We start from the raw sequence: 13936 nt of genomic DNA, 5'->3' as shown, positions 1-13936 counted from the left end.
GTTCGATGTCGCGCATATTCGAGTACCGCTTCGGAAGACAAAACCGCAGGTCCGCGACTCGATGTTGTCCAGACCATTGACATGCAAGCGCCACGATGTTGAATTCGGTGTTGTTCTGCTGCGCGACTCCGGTGACTTGAGTGATCAATGGAGGACCTGTGACGCCTCGCCCACCCCGTCTCGCCGCGCTCGGCACGGCGGCGACCCTGCTCGTCGGCGGTCTGCTGACCGCCGTGCCGCCCGCCCAGGCGGCCGGCAGCACCCGCGCCGCCACCCCGGCGAAGGCCGCGGACGACCGGCCGGCCCCGGCCATCACGCCGACCCCGCAGTCCGTGAAGCCCCGGGCCGACCGGATCGTCATCAGCCCGACCGTCACTCTGGTGGCGGGCGATACCTCCGACGAGTCCGCCATGCAGGTCGTGGAGAGCGCGCTGCGCCGGGCCGGTGCCCAGCGTGTCGTACGCGCCGACAGACCCGCCCGGAACGGTCTCACCGTCCATGTCGGTGACTCCGCCGCGCTCGCCGCGCAGCGGATCGGCGGCCCGGCCGCGCTGCCCGCCGACGGCTATGTGCTCGGCATCGGCGCCGGTCGCATCGTCCTCGCGGGCAAGGACACCACGGGCACGTACTACGCCGCGCAGACACTGCGTCAGGTCCTGCCGGACGCCGGGCATCCGGGGGCCCAGGTCGCCGGGCTCGCGGTGCGCGACTGGCCGGGCACCGCGCTGCGAGGTGTCATCGAGGGCTTCTACGGCACCCCGTGGTCGCACGAGGCCCGGCTCGATCAGCTCGACTACTACGGCGAGCACAAGATGAACATCTACGTGTACTCGCCGAAGGACGACGCGTACCTCCGCGCGAAGTGGCGCGACGCCTACCCGGCCGGCCAGCTGGATCGGATCAAGGAGCTCGCCGGCAGGGCCGCGCAGCGCCATGTGGAGTTCACCTACGCGCTCTCGCCGGGGCTCTCCGTCTGCTACAGCTCGGAAGCCGACGCGAAGGCGCTGGTCGACAAGTTCCAGACCATCTGGGACATCGGCGTACGTACCTTCGCCGTGCCGCTCGACGACATCAGCTACACCGACTGGAACTGCGCCGAGGACAAGGCGAAGTGGGGGACCGGCGGCGGCGCCGCGGGTGCGGCGCAGGCGTATCTGCTCAACCGGGTCAACAAGGAGTTCATCGCCACCCACCCGGGCGCCCAGCCGCTCCAGATGGTCCCGACCGAGTACTACAACGTCTCCGCCTCGCCGTACAAGAAGGCGCTGTCCGAGCGGCTCGACCCCAATGTCCTGGTCGAGTGGACGGGCGTCGGCGTCGTCGCGCCGACCATGACCGTCGCCCAGGCGGAGGCCGCCCGCACGGTCTTCAACCACCCGATCCTCACCTGGGACAATTACCCGGTCAACGACTATGCGACGAACCGGCTGCTGCTCGGTCCGTTCAGCGGGCGGGAGAAGGGGCTGCCCGGCAAGCTGGCCGGGATCACGGCGAACCCGATGATCCAGCCGTACGCCTCGAAGATCGCGCTTTACACCGTCGCCGACTACGCGTGGAACGACGCCGCGTACGACCCCCGCGCCTCGTGGGGCAAGGGCCTGAAGGAGTACGCGGGCGGCGACCCGCGCACGCAGAAGGCGCTGCGGGCGTTCGCCGACGTGAACTACAGCTCGGCCCTCAACAAGGACCAGGCACCCGAACTGGCGGCGGAGTTCGCCCGCTACTGGAAGTCCGGTGACGCCACCCGGCTCGCCTCGGTGCTCGGTGAACTCGGCGCGGCCCCCGGCCGGCTGCGCGACGGCCTCCCGGACCGTGGCTTCGTCGCCGACGCCGGACCTTGGCTGGATGCCACCGGGTCCTGGGCCACCGCAGCCCGCACCGCCCTTCGCATGGTCGAGGCGGCACGCGCCGGAAAGGGCGCGCAGGCCTGGGAGCTGCGGCAGCAGCTGCCCGCGCAGGTCACCGAGGCGAAGTCCTTCACATACACCGGGCTCGACGGACACAAGGTGCCGGTCCTCGTCGGCGACGGCGTCCTGGACCGGTTCATCGACGCGGCGAACGCCGAACACGACCGGATCCTCGGTGTGAGCGGCAGGCCCACGGCCTCGACGAACCTGGGCACGTACCAGACCAACTCCGCCGCCCGGATGCTCGACGGAGACGACTCCACCTACTTCTGGAGCGACGGGGCGCCCGCCGCGGGTGACGCGGTCACCGTGGACCTCGGCCGGGTCCGCGACATCGGCTCCGTCGCCCTCGCGATGGGCAAGCCCGGCAGTACCGAGGACTACCTCCACCAGGGGGTGCTGGAGTACTCGGCCGACGGGCAGAGCTGGCAGCAGCTCACCGCTTTCTCCCAGAAGCCGGACGTCACCGCGACCGCACCCGCCGGGACGAAGGCGCGCTACGTGCGGGCACGGGCGACGGCGGGCCAGGACAACTGGCTCGTCGTACGGGAGTTCAGCATCCCGACGGACGAGGGCGCCGTGACCGGAGGACCGCCCGCCGCGGCCGGATCCTCGCTGCGCGCGGCGTCCGACGGGGACCCGGGCACCGTCTACCGGGCGGCCCGTGCCCCGGAGGCCGGGGAGGCGCTGGAACTCGGGCTCCTCGCCGCGCGTGCCGTGCCCTCCGTCACCGTCCTCCAGCCGGCCGGGTCCGAGGGCCGCGCCGACATCCAGCTGCGGGGCACCGACGGAACCTGGCAGACCGTCGGCAAGCTCGACGGTCCGTACACCCGACTCGACACGGCCGGCCGCACGGCCGACGCGGTGCGGCTCGTCTGGTACACCGGGTCGGCGGCACCGCAGATCGCCGATGTGGTGGTGGCCGGGCAGGACTGAGGCCCGCGCCCGGTACCGCCCGGCACCTGGAACCGCCCCGTGCCCGGTCCGGCCCGAACCTCTTCGGACCGGACCGGGCGCACCCATGTCCGGGTCCGGCCGAAACCGGCACCGGCAGGTTGTTCCCAGAGAGGCAAGCGACCGCTTAGTATGCGCCGGAGCAGTGGTAATGCCGACAGTGTTGTGGAGGCCCCTCATGCAGGCATGGCGAGTGCGCCGGAACGGCGAGCCGAGCGAGGTGATGCGGCTGGAGGAGACGGACCGGCCCACGCCCGGCGACGGGCAGGTGCTCATCGAGGTGCTCGCGGCGAACATCAACTTCCCCGACGCGCTGCTCTGCCGCGGCCAGTACCAGGTGCGGCCGCCGCTGCCGTTCACCCCCGGCGTGGAGATCTGCGGCCGGACGGCGGACGGGCGGCGGGTGCTCGCCACTCCCGCCCTGCCGAACGGAGGGTTCGCCGAGTACGTCGTCGCCGACGAGGCGGCACTGCTGCCCGCTCCGGACGCCCTGGACGACGCCGAGGCCGCCGCCCTGCACATCGGCTACCAGACCGGGTGGTTCGGCTTGCACCGCAGGGCGCAGCTCCGGGCGGGCGAGACCCTTCTGGTCCACGCGGCGGCCGGCGGCGTAGGCAGCGCCGCCGTCCAGCTCGGCAAGGCCGCCGGAGCCACCGTCATCGGTGTGGTCGGAGGCCCCGAGAAGGCGAAGACCGCCACCGGGCTCGGCTGCGACCTGGTCATCGACCGCCACAGCGAGGACATCGTCGCCGCGGTCAAGGAAGCAACCGGGGGACGCGGCGCCGACGTGGTGTACGACCCGGTCGGCGGCGACGCCTACGCCAAGTCCGTGAAGTGCATCGCCTTCGAGGGCCGGGTGATCGTCGTCGGCTTCGCGAGCGGTGTCATCCCCACCCCGGCGCTGAACCACGCGCTCGTCAAGAACTACTCGATCACCGGACTCCACTGGGGCCTGTACAACACCAAGGACCCGGCCGCCGTCCGCGCCTGCCACGACGAACTCACCCGGCTCGCCGCGCAGGGCGTCGTCAAGCCGCTGATCAGCGAACGCGTCGGGCCGGCCGGGGCCGCGGACGCCGTCCAGCGGGTCGCCGACGGCACCAGCACCGGCCGGATCGTCGTCCTCCCGTCAGGAGCCGCCCGATGACCGCGCCCGACGCGGCCGGACTGCACCGCCGCACCCAGGACCTGCTCGCCGCGCACCCCCCGGCCACCACCGGCCGCACCGAATTCCTCAAGGCCCGTTTCGACGCCGGACTGGCCTGGGTGCACTACCCGGCCGGCCTCGGCGGCCTCGACGCGCCACGCTCCCTGCAACCCGTCGTCGACGCCGAACTCGCCGCGGCGGGCGCCCCCGACAACGATCCGCGCCGGATCGGGATCGGCCTCGGCATGGCTGCCCCCACCGTCCTCGGCTTCGGCACCGACGAGCAGAAGCAGCGCTTCCTGCGGCCGCTCTGGGTCGGCGAGGAGGTCTGGTGCCAGCTCTTCAGCGAACCGGGCGCCGGCTCCGACCTCGCGGCCCTGGGCACCCGCGCCGTCCGCGACGGCGAGGACTGGGTGGTCGACGGCCAGAAGGTCTGGACGTCCAGCGCCCACCTGGCCCGCTGGGCGATCCTCATCGCCCGCACCGACCCGGACCTGCCCAAGCACCGCGGCATCAGCTACTTCATCTGCGACATGACCGACCCCGGAGTCGAGGTGCGGCCGCTGCGCCAGATCACCGGCGAGGCCGAGTTCAACGAGGTCTTCCTGACCGGCGTACGCATCCCCGACAGTCGGCGCCTCGGCCCGGTCGGCGAGGGCTGGAAGGTCGCGCAGACCACGCTGATGAACGAGCGGGTCTCCATCGGCGGGGCACGCGTCCCGCGCGAGGGCGGCATGATCGGCCCGGTCGCCCGCACCTGGCGCGAACGCCCCGAACTGCGCACCCACGACCTCCACCAGCGGCTGCTGACCCTCTGGGTCGAGGCCGAGGTGGCCAGGCTCACCGGCACCCGGCTGCGCCAGCAGCTCGTCGCCGGACAGCCCGGCCCCGAAGGCTCCGGAATGAAGCTCGCCTTCGCCCGGCTCAACCAGGAGATCAGTGGCCTGGAGGTAGAACTGCTCGGTGAGGAAGGGATGTTGTACAGCGACTGGACCATGCGCAGGCCGGAGCTGGTCGACTTCACCGGCCGGGACGCCGGCTACCGCTATCTCCGCTCCAAGGGCAACTCCATCGAGGGCGGCACCAGCGAGGTGCTGCTCAACATCGTTGCCGAGCGCGTACTCGGTCTGCCGGCCGAGCCGCGCAACGACAAGGACGTCCCCTGGAAGGACCTGGCCCGATGACCGCACCGAACGACGAGACCCCGACACCCGATCTGCTGTACTCGGAGGCCGAGGAGGACCTGCGGGCAGCGGTCCGCTCGCTGCTCGCCGACCGGAGTGACGCGCCGACGGTGCTCGCCCGGGTCGAGTCCGACACGCCGTACGACCCGCAGCTCTGGAAGGTCCTCGCCGCGGACATCGGCGCCGCCGGGCTGCTGGTGCCGGAGGAGCTCGGCGGGCAGGGCGCGGGCCATCGCGAGGCCGCGGTGGTGCTGGAGGAGCTGGGCCGCGGCGTCACTCCCGCGCCCTATCTGACCAGTGCGGTCGTCGCCACGGAGACCCTGCTCGCGCTGTCCGTGCGGGAGGGGCCGGCCATCGCACTCCTCGGTGAGCTGGCTGCCGGGCGCAGGGTCGCGGTGCTCGCCGCGCCGTTCGCCGCCGGGCGCCCCGGCGGTGCGCAGCCGGTCGCCGTGGTCGCCGACACGCTGGAGGGCACGGTGACCGGCGTCGCCGACGCGGCCGCCGCCGATGTGCTGCTGGTGCCCGCGACCGACGGCCTGTACGCGGTCGAGCCGGGCGCCGAGGGGGTCGCCGTCGAGCCGCTCGTACCGCTCGACCTGACCCGCCCGCTGGCCACCGTCACCCTTCGCGGGGCGGCCGGGACCCGGCTGGCCGACGGCGCGTCCGCCGTCGGCGCCGTGCGCCGGGGTCTGCTGGCGGGCGCCGGACTGCTCGCCTCGGAGCAGTTCGGACTCGCCGAGTGGTGCCTGACCGAGACGGTCCGGTACACCCGGGAACGGCACCAGTTCAACCGGCCGGTCGGCTCGTTTCAGGCGCTCAAGCACCGCATGGCGCAGCTCTGGCTGGAGGTCGTGTCGGCCCGTGCCGCCGCCCGCAACGCCGCGGACGCCCTGGCGAGCGGCAGTCCCGACGCGCCGTTGGCGGTGGCCGTCGCGCAGGCGTACTGCTCCGGGGTCGCCGTGCGTGCCGCCGAGGAGTGCGTCCAGCTGCACGGCGGCATCGGGATGACCTGGGAGCACCCGGCGCACCTGTATCTGAAGCGGGCCAAGGCCGACTCGGTCGCGTACGGCACCGCCGGACAGCACCGCACGACCATCGCCGAGCTCGTGGAGCTGCCCGCACCGTAACGACAGGAGAGGCAACGGTCCGCAGAACTGCGGGACTTGGAGCGGAGGCGCGTGAAGACGCGCCTCCGCTTCTGCTGTTTCCCGTCAGGCGGGGTACCGCGCACCCCTTTACCTGTTGTTTAATTGCGAGCTGTTCGCAATAACATTTGATCTTGAATAAGGAGTGCGGGTATGACGGCCCGATCGATACGGGGAGCGGCCGCCGCAGTGCTGGCGACCGTGCTGTTGTCGGCCGCGACGGCCTGTTCGCAGCCGGGAGGCCCGGACGGCGGCGGCTCCGGATCGGGGGCGGGGGACTCGGCGGTGGTCGGCATCGCCTACGAGCCCGACAGTCTCAGCCCGCTGCTCGGCTACGGCAAGGACGGCAACTCCAAGATCTTCGACGGGCTGCTCACGCTCGACGACAACATGGAGCTGCGGCCCGCGCTCGCCACCGCCCTGCCCGAGGTGAGCGACGACGGGCTGACGTACACGTACCGGCTCCGCAAGGGCGTGAAGTTCAGCGACGGCGAGCCGTTCGGTGCGAAGGACGTGGTCTTCACCTACCGGACCATCCTCGACGAGAAGACCAACAACGCCTCCCGCACCGAACTCGACGCGGTGAGGAGCGTCGAGGCGGCCGGGGACGACACCGTCGTCTTCACACTCAAGTACCCCTACGCGCCCTTCGCCCGGCGCACCGTCCTGCCCATCGCACCCGAACACATCGCGGGCAAGCAGGACGTCAACACCGGCGACTTCACCACCCACCCCATAGGTACCGGACCGTACCTGCTCACCAAGTGGTCCAAGGGCGAGAAGATCGCCTTCAAGGCCAACCCCGGCTACTGGGGCGGTGCGCCGAAGGTGAAGAAGTTCACCATGGCGATCATCAAGGACGACGACGTACGCGCCACCCGGCTGCGCTCCGGCGAACTCGACGGCGCGATCCTGCCGCCCAACCTCGTCAAGGGCTTCGCCCGCACCGGCGGCACCCGGACGTACGCCGCCACCACCTACGACTACCGCACCGTGACCCTGCCCACCCACAACGAGGTCACGGGCGACATCGCCGTCCGGCGCGCCCTCGATGTCGCCGTCGACCGCAAGGCCATGGTCGACTCCCTCCTCAACGGCGAGGGCAGGCCCGCCTACGGGCCCGTCCCCACCGACAGCGAGTGGTTCACCAAGGGCACCGAACGCCCCCACGACCTCGACGCCGCGAAGAAGATCCTCGACGACGCCGGATGGAAGCCCGGCAAGGACGGCATCCGCACCAGGGACGGCGTGCGCGCCGCCTTCCCGCTCTGGTATCTCACCGGCGACAAGCTGCGCCAGGACCACGCGCTCGCCTACGCCTCCGACGCCAAGAAGGCCGGCATCGACATCACCACCGAGGCCGGGACCTGGGAGGTCATCGAGCCCCGGATGAAGCAGGACGCGGTCCTCGCGGGCGGCGGATCACCCGCCGACCCCGACTTCGACCAGTACACCCTGCTGAAGTCCTCGCTCGCGGGCGACGGCTTCAACAACATGGCGTGGTACGACAACAAGGCCGTCGACCGGGCCCTGGAAGCGGGCCGCAGAAGCGGTGACCGCGCCGCACGCAAGGCCGCCTACGACACCGTCCAGCGCGAACTGGTGAAGAACCCCGGCTACACCTTCCTCACCCACATCGACCACCTCTACGTCGTCAAGGACCGTTTCGGCACCCTCACCACCCAGGTCGAACCGCACGACCACGGACTGGCCTCCGGCCCCTGGTGGAACGTCGAGGACTGGACGCCGAAGAAGTGAGCCACCGCCTCCCCTGGGGGCCGATGGGCAGGATGGCGGGACGGCGGGCCCTACTCGCCGTCCCCGTCCTGGCCGCCGTGACGTTCGGCGTCTTCGCCGTCGCCGCCGCCTCCCCCTTCGACCCCGTCAAGGCGTACGCGGGCACCGCCGGCCTGACCGCCTCGCAGGACAACCTCGACCAGCTGCGGGCCAACCTCGGCGTCGACCAGCCGCTCGTCAGCCGCTGGTGGAACTGGCTGACCTCCGCGCTCGGCGGCGACCTCGGCGACTCCGCGGTCATGCGCCAGCCGGTCGCCGACGTCATCGGTGAACGCCTGGGCTGGTCCGTACTGCTCGCCGCGACCGCCTTCGCCGTCGCCGTGGTCCTCGGCACGGGCCTCGGCGTGCTGGCGGCACGCAGGCCGGGACGTCTGCTCGACCGGTGCGCAAGCTCCGCCGCGTACACCCTCGAAGCCGCCCCGGCCTTCTGGCTCGGCCTGCTCGCCGTCTGGCTCTTCGCCCTGGAACTCGACGTGCTCCCGGCCGGCGGCCTCACCGACGCGGCCAGCGACACCGTCACCCCCGGGCAGGTCGCCACCCATCTGGTGCTCCCCGCGGCCGTGCTCGGGATCTCCCAGCTGCCGTGGTTCTTCCTCTACGTGCGCCAGGGCGTCGCGGACGCCCTCGACGAGGACCCGGTGCGCGGCGCCCGAGCCCGCGGACTGCGCGAACGCACCGTACTGCTCGGCCACGCACTGCGCTCCGGAATGCTGCCGATGCTCACCCTCATCGGCTCCCGCGTCCCCGAACTCATCACCGGCGCCCTGCTCGTCGAGACGGTCTTCAGCTGGCCCGGCATCGCCGCCGCCACCGTGCAGGCCGCCACCTCCGTCGACTTCCCGCTGCTCGCCGCGCTCACGGTGCTCGCCACCGTGGCCGTGGTGCTCGGCAACCTCCTCTCCGATCTGCTGTACGCGATCGCCGACCCGAGGGTGGGCTTCGATGGCTGAGACCGACCTCGGACCCGCGCGTCGCACCACCCGCCGGATCCGCGTGATCGCTTCCGCCGGGATCACCGCCGCGGTACTGCTCGCGGTGCTGCTCGTGCCGCCGCTGGTCCAGCTCGACCAACAGGCCGTCGACCTCGCCGCCAAGCTCCGGCCACCGTCCTGGGAGCACCCGTTCGGTACCGACGACATCGGGCGCGACCTGCTGCTGCGCTGCGTGTACGGGCTCCGTGTCTCCCTGCTCGTCGGCGTCGTCGCCGGGCTCACCGCGACCGTCATCGGGACCGCGGTCGGCGCGCTGGCCGCGGCGTCCGGCGGCTGGACCGACCGCGTCGTCATGCGGCTCGTGGACACCTTCTCGTCCGTGCCGCATCTGCTGCTCGGCATCTTCATCGTCGCGATGTTCCGGCCCGGAGTCGGCCCGGTGATCGTGTCCGTCGCACTCACCCACTGGCTCTCGACCGCCAGGATCGTCCGCGCCGAGGTGCTGTCGCTGCGTTCCCGCCCGTTCGTCGACGCGGCGGTCTCCGGCGGCGCCTCGCGCGGCCGGGTCGTCGCCCGGCACCTGCTGCCCGCCGTGCTCCCGCAGGCCGGCCTCGCCGCGGTGCTCATGGTGCCGCACGCCATGTGGCACGAGTCCGCGCTCTCCTTCCTGGGGCTCGGACTGCCCACCCATCAGGCGAGCCTGGGCAATCTCGTACAGACGGCCCGCGGTTCGCTGCTCGCGGGGGACTGGTGGCCGACGCTCTTCCCCGGCCTGTTCCTGATCGTCCCGACCCTCGCCCTGGCGGGCCTCGCCGGAGCCTGGCGGGAGCGGATCAACCCGCGCCGCCGATCGGAGCTGATGCTGTGACGACCACCCCCGGCCCGAAGACCCCGGTGCTCCGCGTCCGCGGGCTCTCCGTGCGCTTCCGGATGCGCGGCGGGCGGCACATCGCCGCCGTCGAGGACGCGCACTTCGACCTCGCGGCGGGGGAGTGCCTGGCCCTGGTCGGCGAGAGCGGCTGCGGCAAGTCCGTACTGGCCTCCGCACTGCTGGGACTGCTCCCCGGCAATGCGCGGACCTCGGGCTCGGCGCTGCTCGGCGACGGCACCGAACTCCTCACCGCCGATGAACGGACCCTGGCCCGCACGGTACGGGGCCGCCGCATCGGACTCGTCCCGCAGAGCCCCGCCGCACACCTCACCCCGGTCCGCACCGTGCGCGCCCAACTGGAGGAGACCCTGCGCGAGCTGACCGGCACCCGCGGGCCCGCCCTGCGCCCGGCCGCCGAACGGGCCGCCGCGCGCGCCTCGTTCCCGGCCGGGCACCTCGACCGGTATCCGCACGAACTCTCCGGTGGCCTCGCCCAGCGTGCCGCGACCGCGCTCGCCCTGATCGGCGACGCGCCCCTGCTCCTCGCCGACGAACCCACCACGGGACTCGACCGCGACCTCGTCGAGCGGACCGTCGACGAACTGCGCCGCCACACCGACGGGGACCGGGCGCTGCTGCTCATCACCCACGACCTCGCGGCGGCCGAGCGGATCGCCGACCGGGTCGCCGTGATGTACGCGGGCCGCATCGTCGAACTCACCGACGCCGCCCGGTTCTTCGGCGGGCCGGGACCGCGCCACCCCTACGCGCGCGGCCTCCTGGACGCCCTGCCGGAGCGCGCCTTCGTGCCGATCCCCGGCATGCCGCCGGAACTCGGGGCGCTCCCCGAGGGGTGCGCGTTCGCCGCCCGATGCGGCCGTGCCGACGACCGGTGTGCCGAACTGCCCCTGTTCGACGGCCGTCTCGCCTGCCACCACGGTGTGCGGGCGGACGGGGAGGAGCCGGTCCGTGCTTGAACTCACCCGTGTCACTGCCGGGTACGATCCCCGGGACCCCGTCGTCCGCGAGGCGTCGCTGAGCCTCGCGGCGGGGGAGTCGGTCGGGCTGCTGGGCCCGAGCGGCTGCGGCAAGTCCACCCTGGCGAGGGTCGCGGCACTGCTGCACCGCCCGTACGCGGGCACGGTCGTGCTCGACGGCGAGCAGGTACGCGGCTGGCGGCACGCCGCCCCGCGCGCGCAGCGCACCGCCCTCGGTGTCGTCTTCCAGCAGCCCCGGCTCGCCGCCGACCCCCGGCTCACCCTGCGCGAACTCATCGCCCAGCCGCTGCGGGCCACCGGCCGCCGGGCCCAGGTGCCGGACCGGGTGGCCGAACTGGCGCCCGCCGTCGGACTCACGGCCGAACTGCTCGGCCGGCGCCCGCACGAGGTGAGCGACGGCCAGTTGCAGCGCGCCTGTCTGGCCAGGGCGCTGGTCCTGCGGCCGCGATGGCTGATCTGCGACGAGATGACCGCGATGCTCGACGCGTCGACGACCGCCGCGCTGGTCGCGGTGGTGGAGACCTACCGGCGGGAGTCCGGGGCCGGACTGCTGGCCGTCGGCCACGACCGGGTGCTGCTTGAACGCTGGTGCGACCGGACGGTGGGCTGGACGACGGTGTGCGGGGCGGGCGGCACGGCGCAGGAGTCCATGAGCGCGACCGGATAAGTCCATGCCCCTGGCGGTCCGCCGTCCCCCACCCTGTTTGACGAGTCCATGACCAATGGGTGAGTCCGTAGCCAATGGGCGAGTCCATGACCGAAGGGCGGGTCCTCTGCCGACCGACGGGTCGGCCCGTCGGCCCGTCCGGACAAGGAGTGGGACATGCACGGAGCACGCGCCACCGCCATGGTGGTGATCCTCACCGTCGCCGCCTGTCTGGGTCTGGCCGGGCCGTCCGCCGCGGCCGGCCAGACCCCGGGTTCATACAGCAACTACACGTTCCCGGCCGGGACGACCGCTCTCGACGAGGTCACCTTCGGGACGACCGTCCAGTCCGACCCCGGCCGGGCGAACGTCTTCTGGTCCCATCAGTTCGGCTTCACCAACGGGGTCGGCGGCTACATCGGCATGCAGCGCAACCGCTCAGGCGGCGGCCTGTTCCTCTTCTCGCTCTGGGACTCCACCGGAGGCAGGGCGGGAAGCGCGGGCACCTACTGCCAGACGTTCACCGAGGGCGGCAGCGGCTACACCTGCCGGCTCGTGAGCGTTTCACGGCCGGGCACCACTACCGGTTCCGCATCGCACCCGACACGACGTCCGGCTGGTACCGGGCCACGATCACCGATGCCACGGCAGGGACCTCGTTCGTGCTCGGCAGCCTGCAGACCGGCACCGGCGCGAAGGTCTCCACCGGTGGAATGGTCGACTGGGTCGAGTACTTCGACTGGAACAACAACGCCGCTACCTGCGCCGACTCGCCGTACTCCAAGGCCCTCTTCGACCTGCCAGGCGGTACGACGGGCAGCGGGGCCGTCACCGCCGCCCTCGGTGGCACCAGCGTCAGCAGCACGTGCTCCAGCGGCGCCGCGGTGCGGGGCCAGAGCGGCGGCAGCGTGCACGAGGACGGCATCGGCAACTCGTCCTCCGGTTCCCTCACCGGAGTAGGGGGCGCCTGCGTCGACATCCCCGGCGGCACCACGGGCACACAGCTGAACCTCTGGAGCTGCAACGGCGGAAACAACCAGAACTGGGTACGGGCCTCCGACGGAACGCTCCGCGCCCAGTTCCACTGCATGGCGGTCAGCGGCACCACCGTGCGGACCGCGGCCTGCGACGGCTCGGCCGCCCAGCAGTGGCGGACCGACGGAGCGGCCCTGGTGAACCCCGCCTCCGGGAAATGCCTCGACGCCTACGGGGGCGGCAGCGCCAACGGCACCCCGCTCGGCATCTACACCTGCACCGGCGGAGCCAACCAGCGCTGGACGCTCCCGGCCTGATCGAGGGAACGGCAACCGACGGACGGACGACGACCGGGACAACTCTTGTGCGGGGTATGCCCGTTGAGGTGATCACCGGCGCATACTCGGTCGCGTCCGCCCGTCCGGTCCACCACCGAATCCCGGGAGAATCCATGGCGTTCCCGACTCGCCGATCCGTCGTCACCACCGCGCTCGCCACCGCGGCCGCAGGCACGTTCCTGTCCTCCCGGACGGCCGTCGCCTCCGAGGCGGCCGCCGCGTCCCCGGCCGCACGACACCGCCGCACCCGCGCCCTGCCCAGGGCCCACGCGCACAACGACTACCTGCACCCGCGCCCACTGCACGACGCGCTCGCGCACGGCTTCACCAGCGTCGAGGCCGACATCTTCCTGGTGGACGGGGAGCTGCTGGTAGCCCACGAGGCCACCGACCTCGACCCCGCCCGTACCCTCGCATCGCTCTACCTCGACCCGCTGCTCGCGAGGGTCCGGGCCAACCACGGCACGGTCCACCCCGGCTACCGCGAACCCGTGCAGCTGCTGATCGACATCAAGACGGACGGAGCCGCCGCCTATCTCGAACTGGACCGGCAGCTCCGGCGCTACCGGCGGATGCTGACGTCGTACCACCACGGCCGGGTGCGGCCCGGCGCGATCACACCCGTCATATCCGGCGACCGAGCCGCCCGCGCCCCGATGGAGGCGCAGAGCACCCGGTACGCCTTCTACGACGGGCGGCCCGAGGACCTCGGGGGCGCGGCCGACGCCACGTTCGTCCCGCTCATCAGCAGCAGCTGGACCGACGGCTTCAGCTGGCTCGGCGCGGGACCCTTCCCTGTGGCCGAGCGGGACAAACTGCGCGCGCTCGTCGCCACGGCCCACCGGAGCGGCCGGCGCATTCGCTTCTGGGCCACTCCCGACACGCCGGGACCGGAGCGGGAGGCGCTCTGGACGGAGCTGCTGGCCGCCGGGGTCGACCACCTCAACACCGATGATCTGGCGGGTCTGGAGCGCTTCCTGCGCACCCACGACCGCTAAGGGCTGTCCGAGGACGCTCGCCCCACGACGGACCGGACGCGACG

The 13936-nt window shown here is 72.4% G+C and carries 11 protein-coding genes and 1 pseudogene; all 12 read left to right on the top strand.

What is annotated here, in order from left to right; all coding sequences use genetic code 11:
- The first annotated feature begins 158 nt into the window (after positions 1-158).
- The 12 genes and pseudogenes from OG842_RS03145 (at position 159) to OG842_RS03095 (ending at position 13892) form a co-directional block, all read left to right on the top strand.
- A complete protein-coding gene (locus OG842_RS03145) occupies positions 159-2843 on the top strand; it encodes a beta-N-acetylglucosaminidase domain-containing protein (RefSeq protein WP_266727220.1) in 2685 nt (894 codons plus the stop codon).
- Between the two features lie 196 nt (positions 2844-3039).
- The gene (locus OG842_RS03140) at positions 3040-4008 is read left to right on the top strand and encodes an NADPH:quinone oxidoreductase family protein (RefSeq protein WP_266727219.1); all 969 of its coding nucleotides are present in this window, start codon (positions 3040-3042) and stop codon (positions 4006-4008) included.
- Positions 4005-5192 carry an acyl-CoA dehydrogenase family protein gene (locus OG842_RS03135; RefSeq protein WP_266727217.1) on the top strand — a complete coding sequence of 396 codons (1188 nt, stop codon included), beginning with the start codon at positions 4005-4007 and terminating at the stop codon, positions 5190-5192. The genes OG842_RS03140 and OG842_RS03135 overlap by 4 nt, the downstream gene beginning before the upstream one ends.
- Positions 5189-6319: an acyl-CoA dehydrogenase family protein gene (locus OG842_RS03130; RefSeq protein WP_266727215.1), complete on the top strand. Its 1131-nt coding sequence runs from the start codon at positions 5189-5191 to the stop codon at positions 6317-6319. Before OG842_RS03135 ends, OG842_RS03130 begins: the two co-directional genes overlap by 4 nt.
- Positions 6320-6490: 171 nt before the next feature.
- A complete protein-coding gene (locus OG842_RS03125; protein ID WP_266727213.1) occupies positions 6491-8095 on the top strand; it encodes an ABC transporter substrate-binding protein in 1605 nt (534 codons plus the stop codon).
- A 23-nt stretch (positions 8096-8118) separates the two neighbouring features.
- Complete coding sequence (locus tag OG842_RS03120) at positions 8119-9084, top strand: ABC transporter permease (RefSeq protein WP_266733405.1); 966 nt, start codon at positions 8119-8121, stop codon at positions 9082-9084.
- Complete coding sequence (locus OG842_RS03115) at positions 9077-9934, top strand: ABC transporter permease (protein ID WP_266727211.1); 858 nt, start codon at positions 9077-9079, stop codon at positions 9932-9934. Before OG842_RS03120 ends, OG842_RS03115 begins: the two co-directional genes overlap by 8 nt.
- Positions 9935-9996: 62 nt before the next feature.
- Positions 9997-10914 carry an ABC transporter ATP-binding protein gene (locus OG842_RS03110; protein WP_266733403.1) on the top strand — a complete coding sequence of 306 codons (918 nt, stop codon included), beginning with the start codon at positions 9997-9999 and terminating at the stop codon, positions 10912-10914.
- Positions 10907-11602, top strand: a complete 696-nt coding sequence (locus tag OG842_RS03105; protein WP_266727209.1) for an ABC transporter ATP-binding protein — start codon at positions 10907-10909, stop codon at positions 11600-11602. The genes OG842_RS03110 and OG842_RS03105 overlap by 8 nt, the downstream gene beginning before the upstream one ends.
- Before the next feature lie 156 nt (positions 11603-11758).
- A pseudogene (locus tag OG842_RS45125) lies at positions 11759-12151 on the top strand (DUF3472 domain-containing protein); the annotation flags it as partial.
- A gap of 92 nt (positions 12152-12243) precedes the next feature.
- Positions 12244-12873 carry an RICIN domain-containing protein gene (locus OG842_RS03100; protein ID WP_266727207.1) on the top strand — a complete coding sequence of 210 codons (630 nt, stop codon included), beginning with the start codon at positions 12244-12246 and terminating at the stop codon, positions 12871-12873.
- Between the two features lie 134 nt (positions 12874-13007).
- Entirely contained in the window at positions 13008-13892 is an 885-nt protein-coding gene (locus tag OG842_RS03095) for a phosphatidylinositol-specific phospholipase C/glycerophosphodiester phosphodiesterase family protein (RefSeq protein WP_266727205.1), read from the top strand.
- The last annotated feature ends 44 nt before the right edge of the window (positions 13893-13936 follow it).

This window comes from Streptomyces sp. NBC_00376 (genome assembly GCF_036077095.1).
In the GTDB taxonomy this organism is placed as follows: domain Bacteria; phylum Actinomycetota; class Actinomycetes; order Streptomycetales; family Streptomycetaceae; genus Streptomyces.
Note: the sequence above shows the minus strand (reverse complement) of the source record. Positions and strands in the feature narration are given on the sequence as shown.

What these genes read in the sequence shown, in the direction of transcription:
- OG842_RS03140 (WP_266727219.1), top strand. Translation starts at nt 3,040, where the DNA reads ATGCAGGCATGGCGAGTGCGCCGGAACGGCGAGCCGAGCGAGGTGATG.
- OG842_RS03135 (WP_266727217.1), top strand. Translation starts at nt 4,005, where the DNA reads ATGACCGCGCCCGACGCGGCCGGACTGCACCGCCGCACCCAGGACCTG.
- OG842_RS03130 (WP_266727215.1), top strand. Translation starts at nt 5,189, where the DNA reads ATGACCGCACCGAACGACGAGACCCCGACACCCGATCTGCTGTACTCG.
- OG842_RS03125 (WP_266727213.1), top strand. Translation starts at nt 6,491, where the DNA reads ATGACGGCCCGATCGATACGGGGAGCGGCCGCCGCAGTGCTGGCGACC.
- OG842_RS03120 (WP_266733405.1), top strand. Translation starts at nt 8,119, where the DNA reads ATGGGCAGGATGGCGGGACGGCGGGCCCTACTCGCCGTCCCCGTCCTG.
- OG842_RS03115 (WP_266727211.1), top strand. Translation starts at nt 9,077, where the DNA reads ATGGCTGAGACCGACCTCGGACCCGCGCGTCGCACCACCCGCCGGATC.
- OG842_RS03110 (WP_266733403.1), top strand. Translation starts at nt 9,997, where the DNA reads ATGCGCGGCGGGCGGCACATCGCCGCCGTCGAGGACGCGCACTTCGAC.
- OG842_RS03095 (WP_266727205.1), top strand. Translation starts at nt 13,008, where the DNA reads ATGGCGTTCCCGACTCGCCGATCCGTCGTCACCACCGCGCTCGCCACC.